Source organism: Arthrobacter burdickii (genome assembly GCF_030433645.1).
Taxonomy (GTDB): Bacteria; Actinomycetota; Actinomycetes; order Actinomycetales; family Micrococcaceae; genus Arthrobacter_D; species Arthrobacter_D burdickii.
In genome coordinates this window covers 80980-96626 of sequence record NZ_JAROCG010000001.1, presented here as the reverse complement: position 1 = coordinate 96626, position 15647 = coordinate 80980, and the positions used below count along the sequence as shown (strand labels likewise).

General features: G+C 70.7%; 9 protein-coding genes. 4 read left to right on the top strand and 5 right to left on the bottom strand.

All coding sequences use genetic code 11. From position 1 onward, the window contains the following. The first annotated feature begins 99 nt into the window (after positions 1 to 99). The 4 genes from P5G52_RS00390 to P5G52_RS00375 all read left to right on the top strand — a co-directional run bounded on the left by P5G52_RS00390 (position 100) and on the right by P5G52_RS00375 (position 6806). The gene (locus P5G52_RS00390) at positions 100 to 885 is read left to right on the top strand and encodes an SDR family NAD(P)-dependent oxidoreductase (protein WP_301224019.1); all 786 of its coding nucleotides are present in this window, start codon (positions 100 to 102) and stop codon (positions 883 to 885) included. A 42-nt stretch (positions 886 to 927) separates the two neighbouring features. Continuing rightward, entirely contained in the window at positions 928 to 2091 is a 1164-nt protein-coding gene (locus P5G52_RS00385) for an acyl-CoA dehydrogenase family protein (protein WP_301224018.1), read from the top strand. 817 nt (positions 2092 to 2908) lie between these two features. Continuing rightward, positions 2909 to 5746, top strand: a complete 2838-nt coding sequence (ppc, locus tag P5G52_RS00380; protein ID WP_301228568.1) for a phosphoenolpyruvate carboxylase — start codon at positions 2909 to 2911, stop codon at positions 5744 to 5746. A 127-nt stretch (positions 5747 to 5873) separates the two neighbouring features. Continuing rightward, positions 5874 to 6806: an NADP-dependent oxidoreductase gene (locus tag P5G52_RS00375; RefSeq protein ID WP_301224017.1), complete on the top strand. Its 933-nt coding sequence runs from the start codon at positions 5874 to 5876 to the stop codon at positions 6804 to 6806. 111 nt (positions 6807 to 6917) lie between these two features. On the opposite strand, the gene P5G52_RS00370 is transcribed toward P5G52_RS00375, so the two are convergent. The 5 genes from P5G52_RS00370 to P5G52_RS00350 form a co-directional block, all read right to left on the bottom strand. Further along, positions 6918 to 8291 carry a tryptophan-rich sensory protein gene (locus P5G52_RS00370; protein ID WP_301224016.1) on the bottom strand — a complete coding sequence of 458 codons (1374 nt, stop codon included), beginning with the start codon at positions 8289 to 8291 and terminating at the stop codon, positions 6918 to 6920. Beyond that, entirely contained in the window at positions 8254 to 8874 is a 621-nt protein-coding gene (locus P5G52_RS00365) for a DedA family protein (RefSeq protein WP_301224015.1), read from the bottom strand. Before P5G52_RS00365 ends, P5G52_RS00370 begins: the two co-directional genes overlap by 38 nt. A 77-nt stretch (positions 8875 to 8951) precedes the next feature. After that, positions 8952 to 9860 (bottom strand): RluA family pseudouridine synthase, encoded by a 909-nt coding sequence (locus P5G52_RS00360; protein WP_301228566.1) that lies wholly within the window; start codon positions 9858 to 9860, stop codon positions 8952 to 8954. Positions 9861 to 9899: 39 nt separating this feature from the next. Further along, the gene (locus P5G52_RS00355; protein ID WP_301224014.1) at positions 9900 to 10718 is read right to left on the bottom strand and encodes a DNA-formamidopyrimidine glycosylase family protein; all 819 of its coding nucleotides are present in this window, start codon (positions 10716 to 10718) and stop codon (positions 9900 to 9902) included. Then, on the bottom strand, positions 10711 to 15606 hold the full coding sequence (locus P5G52_RS00350) for an ATP-dependent helicase (protein ID WP_301224013.1): 4896 nt from the start codon (positions 15604 to 15606) through the stop codon (positions 10711 to 10713). The genes P5G52_RS00355 and P5G52_RS00350 overlap by 8 nt, the downstream gene beginning before the upstream one ends. Positions 15607 to 15647: the final 41 nt, after the last annotated feature.

The window sequence follows — 15647 nt, the reverse complement described above, 5'->3', positions numbered from 1 at the left end:
CGCAATTGATCGTCGTCCGGGTGCGCAGTGGTCCGCGTCACAGTACGCTGGGCGCGTGGATGGACCAATGGCGGCCCTCCCGCAGTGGAAGGATCAGGCATGGATATCAGGGGAGCAGTAGCCCTCGTCACCGGTGGCGCATCCGGGCTCGGCTTCGCCACCGCCCGCAGGCTGTTCGACGACGGCGCCTCGGTGGTACTGGTCGACCTTCCGCAGTCCGCCGGCGCCGATGCGGCAGCCGACCTCGACCCCGCCGGCACACGCGTCCGCTTCGTCGCCGCCGACGTCGCCGATCCCGCCCAGGTCCAGGCCGCGGTCGCTGCGGCGTCGGAACTCGGCCCGCTGCGCATCGTGATCAACTGCGCCGGAATCGCCACGCCGGGGAAGGTCCTCGGGCGCGACGGCGTCCTTCCGCTGGATCAGTTCGCACGCGTCGTCACCGTCAACCTGGTAGGAACCTTCAACGTCCTCAGGCTCGCCGCCGAGGCCATGGCGGTGACCGGCACGGTCAGCGGACTCGGCGGATCGGAGGAACGCGGCGTCATCATCAACACCGCCTCCGTCGCCGCCTTCGACGGCCAGATCGGACAACCTGCCTACTCGGCCTCCAAGGGTGGCGTCGCAGCGATGACCCTGCCCCTCGCGCGGGAACTGGCCCGCTCCCTGATCCGGGTCGTGACCATTGCCCCGGGGATCTTCGAGACCCCGATGATGGCCGGGCTGCCGCAGGAGGCCCAGGACTCGCTCGGCGCGCAGGTGCCGCACCCGTCGCGCCTCGGCAAGCCCGCCGAATACGCCGCGCTCGCAGCGCACATCATCGAGAACCAGATGCTCAACGGCGAGACGATCCGCCTCGACGGCGCCATCCGCATGGCGCCGAAGTAGCCGTTCCCTCAACCGCCCGGTCTCAACCGAAAGGACGGCTCGATGGAGAGCCAGCTGCCCACCGCCGATCTCCTCGGCTTCGAGTCCCTTCTGGCTGCCCATGAGCGGGAGAAGCTGCAGGACGTCCGGGATTTCCTCGCCAAGGAGGTTTCGCCGCACGCCATCGAGTGGTGGAACCGGGCCGAGTTCCCCTCCGGGATCCTGCCCAAGCTGGCCTCGCTGAATCTGAGTACGCCCGTGCAGCAGGGGTACAGCCACCTGTTCAGCGGCCTCGTGATCGCCGAGCTGACCCGCGCCGACACCTCGATCGCGACGTTCTTCCTGGTCCACCACGACCTCTTCGTCGAGGCGCTCCACACCTTCGGCAGCGAGGAACAGAAGGCCCGCCTCCTGCAGGACGCGATGAACCTCAGGATCACCGGTGCGTTCGCTCTGACCGAGCCGCAGCACGGGTCCGACGTCGCCGGCGGCATGACCACGACGGCGACGCGCGACGGAGACAGCTGGGTCCTCAACGGCGCGAAGCGGTGGATCGGCAACGGCACGTTCTGCGACTACATGTTGCTCTGGGCGAGGGACACCGCGACAGGGGACGTCCGGGGCTTCATCCTCGACGCCTCGCTGCCCGGGGTGACCCGGACAGCCATCGACAACAAGATCGCGCTGCGGACGGTCCAGAACGCCGACATCACCCTGACCAACGTGCGGATCCCCGAGGCGGACCGCTTCGCCGGGATCGAGTCCTTCAACGACACCCGCCAGCTCCTGCTCGGATCGCGCATCCTCGTCGGATGGCAGGCCGTCGGGCAGCAACTGGCCGCGTTCGACGTCGCCCGGCAGTACGCGGTCGAGCGCCACCAGTTCGGCAGGCCGATCGCAGGCTTCCAGCTCGTCCAGGACCAGCTCGTCACCATGATGGGCAATACGACGGCGAGCCTGGCCGTCATGGCGCGCATCGCGCAACTGCAGGAGGACGGGGCGTCCGACATGGTGCAGGCAGCCTTCGCCAAGTCCTTCACCACCGCGCGCATGCGGGAGACGGTCGCGCTCGGGCGGGGCATCCTGGGCGGGAACGGGATCGTGACGGACTACGCCATGGCGAAGATCTTCGCGGATGCCGAGGCGGTCTACACGTACGAGGGGTCCTACGAGATCAACAGCCTGATCGTGGGCAGGGCGCTGACGGGCATTTCCGCCTTCGCCTGACGCATCCTCTGCCAGCGCCGCCGTCGTTCCAGGGTTTTGGCCTGACAGAGCGTGTCGGGCGGCAACACGCCGACGTTCGAACCCCGCCTCCGTCAAGAACCAGGAACGACGGCGAGGGGTGCGGCCCGAGCGGCCCCGGCTGCGGCGTCGTGCACGCGTTTCGGCGAGGAACTGCGTGTCAGGCGGCAACACGCCGGAGTTTGAACCCCGTCGCCGTCAAGAACCAGGAACGACGGCGGCGGGGTGCGGCCCGAGCGGCCCGGCCGCGCCGTCGTGCACGCGTTTCGGCGAGGAACTGCGTGTCAGGCGGCAACACGCCGGAGTTTGAACCCCGCCTCCGTCAAGAACCAGGAACGACGGCGAGGGGTGCGGCCCGAGCGGCCCGGCCGCGCCGTCGTGCACGCGTTTCAGCAAGGAACTGCGTGTCAGGCGGCAACACGCCGACGTTCGAACCCCGCCTCCGTCAAGAACCAGGAACGACGGCGGCGGGGTGCGGCCGGAGCGACCCCGGCCGCGCCGTCGGGCACGCGTTTCGGCGAGGAACTGCGTGTCGGGCGGCAACACGCCGGAGTTCGACCCCGTCGCCGCGTGAAGCCGTCCACGACGCTGCAGGAGCCGCGGTCGGGCAGTGTCCGATCGGGAGTTCCACGGCGGCGCCGCCGCCATTCGAGGGCTGCGCCAGCCGGCCGGTCCGGTTCACATGACGGACCGAGTGAGGCCCACGCCACATTACTGGGTAGTATCCCAACAGCAATCCGTCGTATCCAGTGCCGCATACGCCCCGTTTTCCGTGCCCTGAAAGCAGGCTGTTGTGACAGTGCCCCTCGAAGTGTCCCCCGCGCAAGCCGCCGACCAGTTCAGCGAGACCGCGGGAGATCTCAGTTCAGATCTCCGTGCCGACGTGCGCCGCGTCAGCACCCTGCTCGGCGAATCGCTCGTCCGGCAACACGGGCAGGATCTCCTCGACCTCGTGGAGCGCGTCCGCCTGCTCACCAAGGAATCCAAGGAGTCCGGCACCGTCAGCGACGTCGGCGAGCGCGCAGTGCTCGCGGAGCAGGTCCGGGAGCTCCTCGCGGCACTTCCCATCGACCAGGCCACCGAGCTGGTCCGGGCCTTCGCCGCCTACTTCCACCTCGCCAACGCGGCCGAGCAGGTGCACCGCGTGCGCGGACTGCGGACGCGCTCCGAGGAGGACGGCTGGCTCGCGCAGACCGTGTCCCGGATCGCGGCCGACGCCGGTCCTGGCGCGCTCGCCGACGTCGTCCAGGAGCTCGACGTCCGCCCGGTCTTCACGGCCCACCCCACCGAGGCCTCGCGCCGTTCTGTGCTCGACAAGCTGCGTCGGCTCTCCGACATCCTCGCCGAGGCGACGACGGAGGGCTCGCAGCAGCGGCGCCGCCAGGACCGCAGGCTCGCCGAGGTCATCGACCTGATCTGGCAGACGGACGAGCTGCGCCAGGTACGGCCCACGCCGATCGACGAGGCGCGCAACGCCATCTACTACCTCGGTGACATCCTCACCACGTCGATGCCCGAACTGCTCGAGGACCTCTCGGATCTCCTTGCCGAGCACGGCGTCACCCTTCCCGCCGTCGGAGCGCCCGTGAAGTTCGGCTCCTGGATCGGCGGGGACCGCGACGGCAATCCCAACGTCACGGCCGCCGTGACCCGGGAGATCCTGCAGATCCAGAACCAGCAGGCCGTGCGGATCGCGATCCACTTCGTCGACCGGCTGATCTCCTCGCTGTCCTCCTCGACTGCCATCGTCGGAGCGTCCGCCGAGCTGACGGCGTCCATCGAGCGCGACCTCGCCAGCCTTCCGCGCCTCGACAAGCGGATCCTCGAGCTCAACGCCCAGGAGCCGTACCGGCTCAAGCTGACGTGCGTGAAGGCCAAGCTGCTCAACACCGCGACGCGGGTCCAGAACCAGACGGCGCATGAGCCGGGCCGCGACTACAACGACACCGCCCAGGTGCTGGCGGACCTCCAGCTCGTCGGGGACTCGCTCCGGCAGCACGCCGCGGGCCTGGCGGCCGACGGCGCCCTCGCCACGGCGTCGCGCGTCATCTCGTCCTTCGGCCTGCACCTGGCCACGCTCGACATCCGTGAGCACGCCGACATGCACCACGACGTCGTCGCGCAGCTGACAGACCGGCTGGGCGAACTCGAGGTGCCCTACCTGGAACTGGACCGGGAGGCCCGCCTGTGCGCGCTCTCCCGCGAACTGGCGTCCCGGCGTCCGCTGGCGACCCTCAACCCGCCGCTCGACGACGGTGCCCGCCGGACCTTCGATGTCTTCCGCGAGATCGCCTCGGCGCTGGAGACCTACGGACCCGATGTCATCGAGACCTACATCGTCTCCATGACGCGCGGCGCCGACGACGTCCTCGCCCCCGTGGTGCTTGCCCGCGAAGCCGGCCTGGTCGACGTCGTCGGGAACGGCTCAGGCGGCCCGGACTCGGGTGCTTTCGCGAAGATCGGGTTCGCCCCGCTGCTCGAGACCGTCGACGAGCTCCGGGTCTCGGCGGAGATCGTCGACACCCTCCTCTCCGACCCGACCTACCGGGAGGTGGTGCGACTTCGGGGCGACCTGCAGGAGGTCATGCTCGGCTACTCGGATTCCAACAAGGAGTCCGGCGTCGTCACGAGCCTCTGGGAGATCCACAAGACGCAGCGGCGCCTGCGCGACGTCGCGGCGAAGCACGGCGTCCGCCTCCGCCTGTTCCACGGCCGTGGCGGGTCGGTGGGCCGCGGTGGCGGGCCCACCTACGACGCGATCCTCGCGCAGCCCAACGGCGTGCTCGAAGGGGAGATCAAGTTCACCGAGCAGGGCGAGGTCATCAGCGACAAGTACTCGCTGCCGGCCCTGGCCCGCGAGAACCTCGAACTGTCCCTGGCCGCCGTCATGCAGGGCTCTGCGCTGCACCGCACCCCCCGCACGTCCGACGACGACCGCGACCGCTGGGCGGAGGTGATGGAGACGGTGTCCGATGCCGCCTTCACCCGGTACCGCTCCCTGATCGACCACGAGGACCTCCCGGCGTACTTCCTCGCGTCGACGCCGGTGGAACAGCTCGGTTCGCTCAACATCGGGTCGCGTCCCTCGAAGCGGCCGGACTCCGGCAGCGGCCTGGGCGGGCTCCGGGCCATCCCCTGGGTCTTCGGGTGGACCCAGTCACGGCAGATCGTCCCCGGCTGGTTCGGCGTCGGGTCGGGGCTGCGGGCTGCGCGCGAGGCGGGCCACGAGGGCCTGCTCGCCGAGATGCTCGACCGCTGGCACTTCTTCCGCACCGTGGTCTCGAACGTGGAGATGACGCTCGCCAAGACCGACCTCGTGATCGCGGCCCACTATGTGGAAGCCCTGGTGCCGGACGAACTGCAGCACCTCTTCGGCGTCATCAGGGAGGAGTACGAGCTGACCCTCGCGGAGATCCGCCACCTCACGGGCGAGCACGAACTGCTCGACAACCAGCCCGTGCTGAAGCGGTCGCTGGCGGTACGGGACCAGTACCTCGACCCGATCTCCTACCTGCAGGTCGAACTGCTGCGCCGGGTGCGGGCGGAGGCCGACGGCGGCCGCCCGGACGGGCAGTTGCAGCGGGCCATGCTGATCACCATCAACGGGGTCGCTGCGGGGATGCGCAACACCGGCTGATCCGCGCCCTCGCGTGTCTCTCCTGGGGCGAGGGGCACGCGCGCCGGAATACGTGTCGGGACGTGCCGGTTGCCGCCTCTGGAAGCTGACACCGGCCACGGCCGGATCATCTGCAAGGAGGAGCACCATGAAGGCAGTGTTTTACGAGAAGTACGGCGATCCCGACGTCCTGCAGTACGGGGACCAGCCCGATCCGAAGGTGGGGCCGGACTCGGTCCTCGTCGAGGTGCGTGCATCCTCGGTCAACCCGGTGGACTGGAAGATCACCGCCGGGTACCTCGACGCTGCCCTGCCGGCCTTCTTCCCGGTGATCCCGGGCTGGGACGTCGCCGGCGTCGTCGTGCAGCCCGGTCCGTCGGTGACGGAGTTCCAGGCCGGCGACGAGGTCATCGGGTACGTCCGCATGGACACCGTCGCGTTCGGCACGTTCGCCGAGCAGGTCGCCGCGCCCGTGCGGGCGCTGGCCCGGAAGCCGCGCAACGTCTCCTGGGCGGAGGCGGCCACCATCCCGCTCGTCGGGCTCACGGCGTACCAGGCGCTCCGGGCCGTCGGCGTCGGCGAGGGTGACACGGTCCTCGTCCACAACGGAGCGGGCGGCGTGGGGAACTACGCCATTCAGATCGCGAAGGCGTGGGGCGCCCGTGTACTGGCGACCGCCTCCGAGAAGAACCACGACTTCCTGCGGTCCCTGGGCGCGGAGCCGCTGACCTACGGCGAGGGACTCGCGGACCGCATCGCAGGCGCGGCTCCCGAGGGACTCGACGCCGTCGTCGACTTCGTGGGCGGCGACGACCTGCCGGCCTCCCTCGAGCACCTGAGGACTCCCGGACGGGTAGCCTCCGTGGTCGATGCAGAGGTCAAGGACAGGGGCGGACGCTACATCTTCGTCCGGCCGAACCCGGACGACCTGCTCGCCCTGACCGAACTCGTGGAAGCCGGCAGCGTGAAGCCCGTCCTCGCCGAGACCTTCCCGCTGGAGCGCGCGGCCGACGCCTTCCGCAGCAGCATGGAGGGCCACGTGCGCGGCAAGATCGCCGTCACGGTGGGCGACCAGGGCTAGCGAGGGCGGGAGGCGCCGTTCCGGGTGCCCGTGGGCGTGAGGCGTCGCTCCGACGGGTTCCCGTGGGTGGAGCACGGAACGTCCGGCGCTACGCGCCCGGCCCGGCGACGCTCAGTGGCGCGAGTGCTCGTAGTCGCCGCCCAGCAGGTCGAGGGGTTCGCGCTTGGCGTCCTCCTCCGCCCGGAGCCAGTGGCGGTAGGCGTGGTCCACGCGGTGCCGGCGCGATCCGGCGGTGATCAGCAGCAGGAAGATGGCCACAACGGCAGCGAAGGCGATGTTCACTGCGAACGGCTCGCCCAGCACCCGCTCGACGGCGATCCAGAGCAGCCCCCAGGAGACCGCCGCAGCCACGGAGAGGCGTCCCCGGTCCGTGGAGCAGATGACGGCGGCGGTCAGGAGGATCGCGAGGATGCCGAGGATCGCCCACGTGCTGCCCTTCCAGCCGAACAGGTCGGTGTTCCTGTCCGTCAGGAACGCCGCCGCATTGGCCGCGGCGGCCACGAGCACCCACCCGAGGTAGAGGCCGATCGGCGTATCCACGAGCGCACCTTCGAGGCGCGTCTCTGTCGGGTGGTCGTTCAGGGTGCGGACGGCAGACACCAGGGCGACGAGCAGCAGCAGGATGACCACGAGGCTGAGTGCCAGGTGGTTCGCCTGGGCGCTGAGGATCCATGCGAGGTTGAGGAGCATCGAGGCCGCGACCGCCCAACCGAGCTGTCGCTGGCGCTCGCTCGTCCGCTGCGAGGGCAGCCACTGGAAGGCCGTGTAGGCCACGAGCCCCCCGTAGATGACGCTCCAGATCGAGAAGGCCGACGACGACGGCGCGAGCAGCGTCGCGTCCGGAGCGAAGAGGCCGCCGGCGGCATCGCGGATGGACGGACCGCCGAAGGCACCGACGCCTACCGCCGACCCGAGGACGCAAGCGACAGCGCACAGGGTCACGGTGCACTGCCGCACGGTGTCCGGGTGCCAGGACCCGACGTGGCGGACCGTGGCCGTGCTGCCGCGGCGGATCACCGTTCCCGTCACGCGCGCCGCGGCGTTCGCCCTGTCGGACGCGAGGCGGAGCCGCTCACTCCGAGCCGCCGCGAGACGGAGCCGCTTGGTGCGGAGGGCCACGAGCCGGAGCCGGTCACTCCGCGCCGCCCCGGCGCGGAGACGCCCACCTCGGTTGGCACCAGGGCGCGAAGCGCCCTCACCCCGGGTGACGCCGGCACCCTTCCCCTCGGAGGGGAGGCCCCCGTTCGCGACGTCCGCATCCCCCGGCGTCGCCGTCCGACGGGCTCCCGTCATCCCGGCGCTCACCGCGTCGGAGAGCACTTCGGCTGCCGCGCCCCCGGTCGTCCCGGGGGCAGCGGGCTGCGCGGCCTTCAGCCGTTCGAGGACGCTCGTCGGCGGGGTGGCCGCAGCAGCTCCACCGGTGATCGTCGGCGGACCGGCCGGCCTGTCAGGAAGCCTGGGGCCCGGGTTCTTCGGGGTGCTCATGCGCTTTTGTGGCCTTCCGCTTCTTCTTGAGGGCGAGGACTGCCGCCGTGATGGCTCCCACCAGCGTACCCACAGCCATTCCGAGCAGAGCGCTGACCCCCACAGGGAAGCCGGTGGACGCCGCCGCGACGAAACCGAGACCGACCAGCCATGCGGTCCACAGGACACCTCCGGCCGCCGCCGCAAGCATGAACGGGCGCAGCGGAAGTTCGGCGATGCCCGCGGCCGCCACACTCGCGGTCCGGCCACCGGGAAGGAACCGGACGGCGACGACGGCGGCGTAGGTGGGCGAGGTGCCGGCCTTGTCGATGGCGTTGCGCAACCCGCGATGGATGGAGCGGCCCCAGCGGAATCGGTCGAGGAAGTGTGTCAGCTTGCGCCGGAACAGCAGGAAGATGGCGACGTCGCCGATCCAGCTGCCGGCGAACACGACGATGATCACGAACGGAAGGAGCACGATGTCGTGGGCCGACATGGTGCCGGCACCGATCACCAGGAGTTCGGAGGGCACCACGGGAAGCACCACGTCGACGAAGATGACGGCGAACATGACGAGGAGGTAGAGCGGTGCTGGGATGTCCATGCCGGGCAGGTCCACCCTGCAAATCTACCGTCCGGACACCGGAAATCCCGGGGGTCGGATGATAATCGGGGTGAAGATCAGGCGAACTCGGCGAGCGTGAGGCCCGACTCGAAACTCCGGTCCGTACCGTCCACGGGGTCGGTGAAGGCGATGCTGTGCGCCAGGAGCTGCAAGGGCTTCGCGTAATCGTCCGGGGCCTGTGGCTGGAGGACGGGGTAGAACGGGTCGTTGATGATTCCGAGCCCGAGTGACGCCATGTGCAGCCGAAGCTGGTGGGTCTTGCCCGTGTGCGGCTGGAGCCGGTACAGGCCCCGGTCCTCGCGCTGGTCGAGCAGGCTGACCGTGGTGTGCGTGTTCGGGGGTCCCTCCACCTCCTGCGCCAGCAGGTAGGTCCGCGACTTGACGATCCGGCTCCGCACGTCGAGGGACGCGGCATCGAGCCCCAGGTCGGCGCGCACGGGCGCGACGGCCCGGTACTCCTTGCGGATGCGCCGGTTCTCGAAGAGGAGCTGGTACGCGCCCCGCGTCTCCGGATCGACGGAGAACATGAGGATGCCCGCCGTCATGCGGTCGAGGCGGTGCATGGGGATGAGGTCCGGGAGATCCAGCTCCACCCGCAGCCGCACCAGGGCCGATTCCGCGACGTACATGCCGCCCGGTGTGGTGGGCAGGAAGTGCGGCTTGTCGACGACGAGCAGGTGGTCGTCCTGGTACAGGACGGACAGTTCGACCGGCAGGCGCTCCTCCACCGGCAGTTCCCGGTAGTACCAGACGAAGGTGTGCTCGCCGAGGGGAGTGGAACGCGTGAGGACCTCGCCGCCGAGTGCGACCACCTCGCCGCGGTCGAAGCGCTCGCCGATGCCCTCCGGATCCACGTGGTCGAAGCGGTCGAGGATGTACTCCAGCGCAGTTCCCCACGGGCCCTCGGAGGGGAGGCGGAGGCGCGTCGCGTTGACCCCGTTGCGCACGGGCAGGGGGGACTTCATCGCCATCAGCGCATCACCGGTCCAGTTCCGTCCACCCAGTCAGGGTAGTGCCGCTCCTGTCGGGGCTTCCAATCGGGGCTGGCAGTGCGGGCAGTAGTACAGTTCCCGGAGTTCGGTGTCCTTGTCCCCGAGCTGCTCGAGCGCCACCGGTGTACCGCAGCGCAGGCATCCCCGCCGGGAGCGGCCGTAGACCCAGAGGGTGTCGCCGCGCAGCCGGCCCGTGGTGGCCCTTGTGCTGCGCGCCTTGTTCGCTTCGAGGAGCTTCTTCGACAGTTCGACCATGCGCGGGAGGTTGGGTACTTCGCCCACCGGGGTGAGCGGGTGGACGCCCGCGAGGAAGCACAGTTCGCACCGGTACACGTTGCCGATCCCGGCGAGGTTCCGCTGGTCCAGCAGGGCCAGGCCGATCGGCCGGTCCGGCTGCTCGAGCAACCGGCGCAGCGCCTCGTCCGGGTCCCAGTCGGGCCCGAGGAGGTCCGGGCCCAGGTACCCGACGGCGTCCTCTTCCTCGGATCGTGGAATCACGCGCAGGAACCCGAGTTCGAACCCCACGACGACGGCGTCGTCCGTCTCGAGGATACAGCGGGCCTTGAACGCGGGCCTGCGCCATTTCTCCCCGTGCGCGTAGACGTGCCAGAGCCCTTCCATCTTCAGGTGCGAGTGGATGTCCCACCCGTCGTCGCCCCCGCCGCGGATGAGCAGGTGCTTGCCGCGGGCGACGGTCTCCTGGACGGTGTCGCCGGTGAAGTCCACGGTCGCGAAGCGCGGTACACGGATGTCGCAGCGCGTGAGGACCTTCCCGGCGAGGGCGCTGTGCAGTTCGCGGGCTGCACGCCAGACGGTGTCCCCCTCAGGCACGGATCCTCAGCCCCCTCGGCGTCGGGTAGAACCCGGCGTCCGCGAGGGCGCGTCCGATGTCGGTGTCCAGGATCTCGCCGCCGTTGACCTTCTCGACGGCCATCTTGTCCGCCGCACCCCGGCGGATGACCGTGACCAGGGCGAGCGCGGCGGCCCGCAGGACGTCGGCGTCCTCCGTGAACGTCAGGAGCGTCTTTCCGCCGCGCTCCACGTACAGGGCGAGTGCCCCGTCGACGAGCACCACGAGGGCGCCCGCCTTCCGTCCGGCGCGGTGCCCGCCCTCGGCCTGCGGCCAGTTGAGCGCCGCGCCGTAGGGGTTCGCCGGGTCCGTCGCTGCCAGTGCCACGGCCTTCAGGGGCGGGGTTTCACCGCCGAGGACGTCCTGCGCGGTGGGCAGCTGGTTGTCCGCGCTGAAGGAGCGCAGGCGGTCGACCGTCGCAGGTACGGCGAACTGCGCCGCGCCGAGGTGCTCGATGAAGTAGCCGCGGCGGCACCGGCCCATCTCCTCGAGCCGGGCCAGCACCTTGTACATGAGGCCGAAGCCTCCGGGGATACCCTCGTTGCCGACGGCGCCGCGGGTGACCACGCCGTAGCGGTCGAGCAGCAGCTCCGCCGTGGCGTGGGCGTGCAGCGTCGTCTCGGCTTCCACCGCGGGCAGCATGTTCCATCGGCCGGCAGCCAGGGGAGGGGTCGCGCGCTGGTAGCCGCCGCTCCCGGCGTCGTCCCCCGCAATGCTCAGCCGCATCGATGCTCCGGTGAGCGACTTGCCCGGCGCGCGGCCCAGCCGTCCTGCACGCGACGTGCGCGCGCGTGCCGGTGCGGGCCGCTGCTTGTGCGCGGTCTTGCCGTTGGCGAGGAGCGAACGCACGGGCGTGAACGTGTCATTGCTGATCCGGCCCGCCCACACCAGGTCCCAGAGGGCGGTCACGACGGCGGTGTCCGAGGTCGCCTCCTGCACGTCGAGCAGGTTGGTCAGCTGGCGCAGGAAGTAGCCGCCGCCCCCGGCGAGCAGGTCGAGCAGCGCCGTGTGCAGCGAGGACGGCTCGAACGCGGGGTCGGGCCGCAGCGTCAGCGGGGCGTTCTCGGCCAGGTGCAGCGCGATCCAGCCGTCATTGCCCGCCAGCGATCCCGCGCCGGACCAGAGCACCTCGCCCGTCGCGGTCAGCTCGTCGAGCATCGCCGGGGCATAGTTGGCCACGCGCTGCGCGAGGATCAGCGGTTCCCACGCGGATGCGGGGATCGGCACGCCGGACAGCTGGTCGATGACGGTGACCACCCCGTCGAGACCCCGAAGCCCCGAGCCGATGTGCTGCCAGACCGGCAGGAACCGGCCGTAGGCCGTGGGGTCGACCGGTTCGACCTCCTGCCGCAGCGCGGCGAGGGAGCGACGGCGCAACCGGCGGAGCACCTCGACGTCGCACCATTCGCTGGAGGCGGGAGCGTGCACGGTGATGGTGCCCGGAGCCGCTCCGGATGCCGCGGAGATGTCGAGCACGGGGACCGATTCCGCAGGCCGGAACTCGCCCTCGACGACCCGCCCGGCACCTGCGAGGCGCTGCAGTGAACCTGCGACGACGGCGACCCCGAGGCCCAGGTGCGACGCCGCTTCCGCCGCCGTGAACGGCCCGTGGGTGCGGGCGTACCGTCCCACGAGGTCTCCGAGGGGATCGGCCACGGGTTCGATGAACGCGAGGGGGATGCCCATAGGCAGCGGGACGCCCAGCGCATCGCGCAGCCGGGCCGCGTCCTCGACGGCGGAGACGCGCTCCACGCCCGCGATGTGGACCGTCAGGGCCCGGTTGGCCCGGACCAGCGCGGCGACGTGCTGCTGGACGACGTCGGCGGACGCGCGCCCGGGGCCCGGAACAGCGACCTCACCGGAAGGAGAACCGCCGGAAGGAGCATCGCCGGCAGGGGCCTCGAGCCGCCGGGAGATCTCGTCGATCGTCAGCGGTCCGAGCAGCCGCAGCAGATCGGCGACGCCCTCCAGCCCCCGCGCCAGGCGGTCCGGCTTGAGGCGCTGCAGTTCCAGCTCGGTGTCGGCGATGACCTGCGCGTCCAGCAGTTCCCGCAGCTCGGCGCGGCCGAGCAGCTCGTTGAGGAGGGTCGGGTCCAGTGAGAGGGCGGCGGCCCTGCGCTCGGCCAGCGGGGAATCGCCCTCGTAGAGGAACGACGCGACGTAGCCGAACAGCATGGACCGTGCGAACGGGGAGGGCTGTTGCGTGGTGACCTCGACGATGCGCAGCTCCCGGCGCTCGAGCGATGCCGCGATGTCCTTCAGCGCGGGGAGGTCGTAGACGTCCTGCAGGCATTCGCGCACCGTCTCGAGGACGATCGGGAACGTGGGGTACTTCTTGGCGACGTCGAGCAGCTGCGCCGAACGCTGGCGCTGCTGCCAGAGTGGCGTCCGCTTGCTCGGGTTCTGGCGGGGGAGCAGCAGGGCGCGCGCCGCGCATTCGCGGAACCGTGAGGCGAAGAGCGCCGATCCGCCGACCTCCGCGGTGACGATGCCGTCGAGCTCCTCCGCGTCGAAGAGGAAGAGGTCGGCGCCGGGAGGTTCGTCGTCCATGAGCGGTACACGGAGCACGATGCCGTCGTCGGAGGCCATCGCCGAGCCGTCCATCCCGTAGCGCTGCTCGAGCCGGGCTCCGACGGCGAGCGCCCAGGGCGCGTGCACCGGCATGCCGAACGGGCTGTGCAGGACCACGCGCCAGTCGCCGAGCTCGTCGTGGAAACGCTCGACGACGAGCGTCCGGTCGCTCGGAACGACTTCCGTGGCCTCGCGCTGCTCTGTCAGGTAGGTGATCAGGTTGCCGGAGGCCCAGGCGTCGAGCCCGATCCTCGCGCAGCGTTCCTGGGCCTTCTCCGTCGTGGTCCCGGACATCTCGCGGACGAAGGCGCCGAGGGCCCTGCCGAGTTCGACGGGCCGGCCGAGGGAGTCGCCCTTCCAGAACGGGAGCTTGCCCGGCTGCCCGAACGCGGGGGAGACCAGCACGCGGTCGTGCGTGATCTCCTCGATGCGCCAGCTCGTGGCCCCGAGCGCGAAGACGTCTCCCACGCGGGATTCGTACACCATCTCCTCGTCCAGTTCACCGACGCGGCGGCCGCCGGCGCGGGGTCCCTCGCCGTCGGATCCGACGAGGAACACCCCGAAGAGGCCGCGGTCGGGGATGGTGCCGCCGGAGGTGACCGCCAGCCGCTGGGCACCGGGCCGGCCCGTGATGGTGCCTTCGACGCGGTCCCAGATGATGCGCGGCCGCAGCTCGGCGAACTCGTCCGACGGGTAGCGGCCCGCGAGGAGGTCGAGGGTGGCGTCGAAGGCGGAGCGGGGCAGGGTGGCGAACGGCGCGGACGTACGGACGACGTCGAACCATTCCTCGACGTCGATGGTGCCGAGCGCCGCGGCCGCGACGGTCTGCTGCGCCAGGATGTCGAGCGGGTTGGTGGGGATGTACAGGGGTTCTATCTGCCCCGCGAGCATGCGCTCTACCGTGACCGTGGTGTTGACGAGGTCCCCGCGGTGCTTGGGGAAGAGGACGCCCTGCGACACCTCGCCCACCTGGTGCCCGGCCCGGCCGACGCGCTGCAGGCCGCTGGCCACGGAGTGCGGCGACTCGACCTGCACGACGAGGTCCACGGCGCCCATGTCGATACCGAGTTCCAGCGAGCTCGTGGCGACGACGCAGCGCAGGCGCCCCGACTTGAGGTCGTCCTCGATGAGGGCGCGCTGGTCCTTCGAGACGGAACCGTGGTGGGCCCGGGCGAGGAGCGGCTCCGCACCGGTGGTCTGCCCGGCCTGCGCCATCATCTGCGCGGGTGTGGCCGTGGTGTACGCGAACGACGGCGCGGCCTCGGCAGGCCCGATAGCGGCCGATTCGCCGCCTGCGGCCCACACGGCCTCGCGTTCGAGCCGTTCGGCGTGGATCTCGTTCAGTCGCGCCGTCAGGCGTTCCGCGAGCCGGCGGGAGTTGGCGAACACGATGGTCGACCGGTTCTGCTCGATGAGGTCGACGATCTTCTCCTCGACGTGCGGCCAGATGCTCGCCTGAGGCACGGCGTCGCCGTCGTCGTCGGTGTTGGCGGCCGCCCCGCCGAGTTCCGTCATGTCCTCCACCGGCACGGTGACCGTGAGGTCCCACTGCTTCCTGGAGGGCGGGGCCACGATCTCGACCGGGGCGTTGCCCGAGAGGAACCGGGCCACCGTCTCCTTCGGTTCCACCGTCGCGGAGAGGCCGATGCGTTGCACGGGCTTCTCGAGCAGCGCGTCGAGGCGCGCCAGGGACACGGCGAGGTGGGCACCGCGCTTGGTGCCCGCGACGGCGTGGACCTCGTCGATGATGACGGTGTCCACCTCCAGGAGCGTCTCGCGCGCCTTGGAGGTGAGCATGAGGAACAGCGACTCGGGAGTCGTGATGAGGATGTCCGGCGGCCGCGTGAGCATGGCACGGCGCTCGGCCTGCGGAGTGTCCCCGGACCGCACCCCCACGGTGATGCTCGGCGCCGGGAGGCCGAGGCGCTTCGCGGTCTGGGTGATGCCGATCAGCGGAGCCCGGAGGTTCCGCTCGACGTCGACGCCCAGCGCCTTCAGGGGGGAGATGTACAGCACGCGGGTGCTGCGCTTCGGCGCAGCCACCTTGCGCCCCTTGGCCGGCGCCGCGGGCCCCGAGCCGTCCGGCTCGTTGCCGCCGTCGCCCGAGGCGATCAGCCGGTCCAGGGCCCAGAGGAAGGCTGCAAGCGTCTTGCCGGATCCGGTGGGCGCGACGACGAGCGCGTTCGAGCCCGCGGAGATGGCCCTCCACGCGCCTTCCTGGGCAGGGGTGGGCTCGGAGAAGGCTCCCGCGAACCACTCATGGGTGGCGGGAGTGAACCTCGTCAGCACCTGCGTCACTCCCTCATCATGCCCCAGCCCACCGACACTTGATCCGCGTC

Bases quoted from the DNA above. Each gene is read 5' to 3' on its own strand.
- P5G52_RS00390 (WP_301224019.1), top strand. From the start codon at position 100: ATGGATATCAGGGGAGCAGTAGCCCTCGTCACCGGTGGCGCATCCGGG.
- P5G52_RS00385 (WP_301224018.1), top strand. From the start codon at position 928: ATGGAGAGCCAGCTGCCCACCGCCGATCTCCTCGGCTTCGAGTCCCTT.
- P5G52_RS00375 (WP_301224017.1), top strand. From the start codon at position 5,874: ATGAAGGCAGTGTTTTACGAGAAGTACGGCGATCCCGACGTCCTGCAG.
- P5G52_RS00370 (WP_301224016.1), bottom strand. From the start codon at position 8,291: ATGAGCACCCCGAAGAACCCGGGCCCCAGGCTTCCTGACAGGCCGGCC.
- P5G52_RS00365 (WP_301224015.1), bottom strand. From the start codon at position 8,874: ATGGACATCCCAGCACCGCTCTACCTCCTCGTCATGTTCGCCGTCATC.
- P5G52_RS00360 (WP_301228566.1), bottom strand. From the start codon at position 9,860: ATGAAGTCCCCCCTGCCCGTGCGCAACGGGGTCAACGCGACGCGCCTC.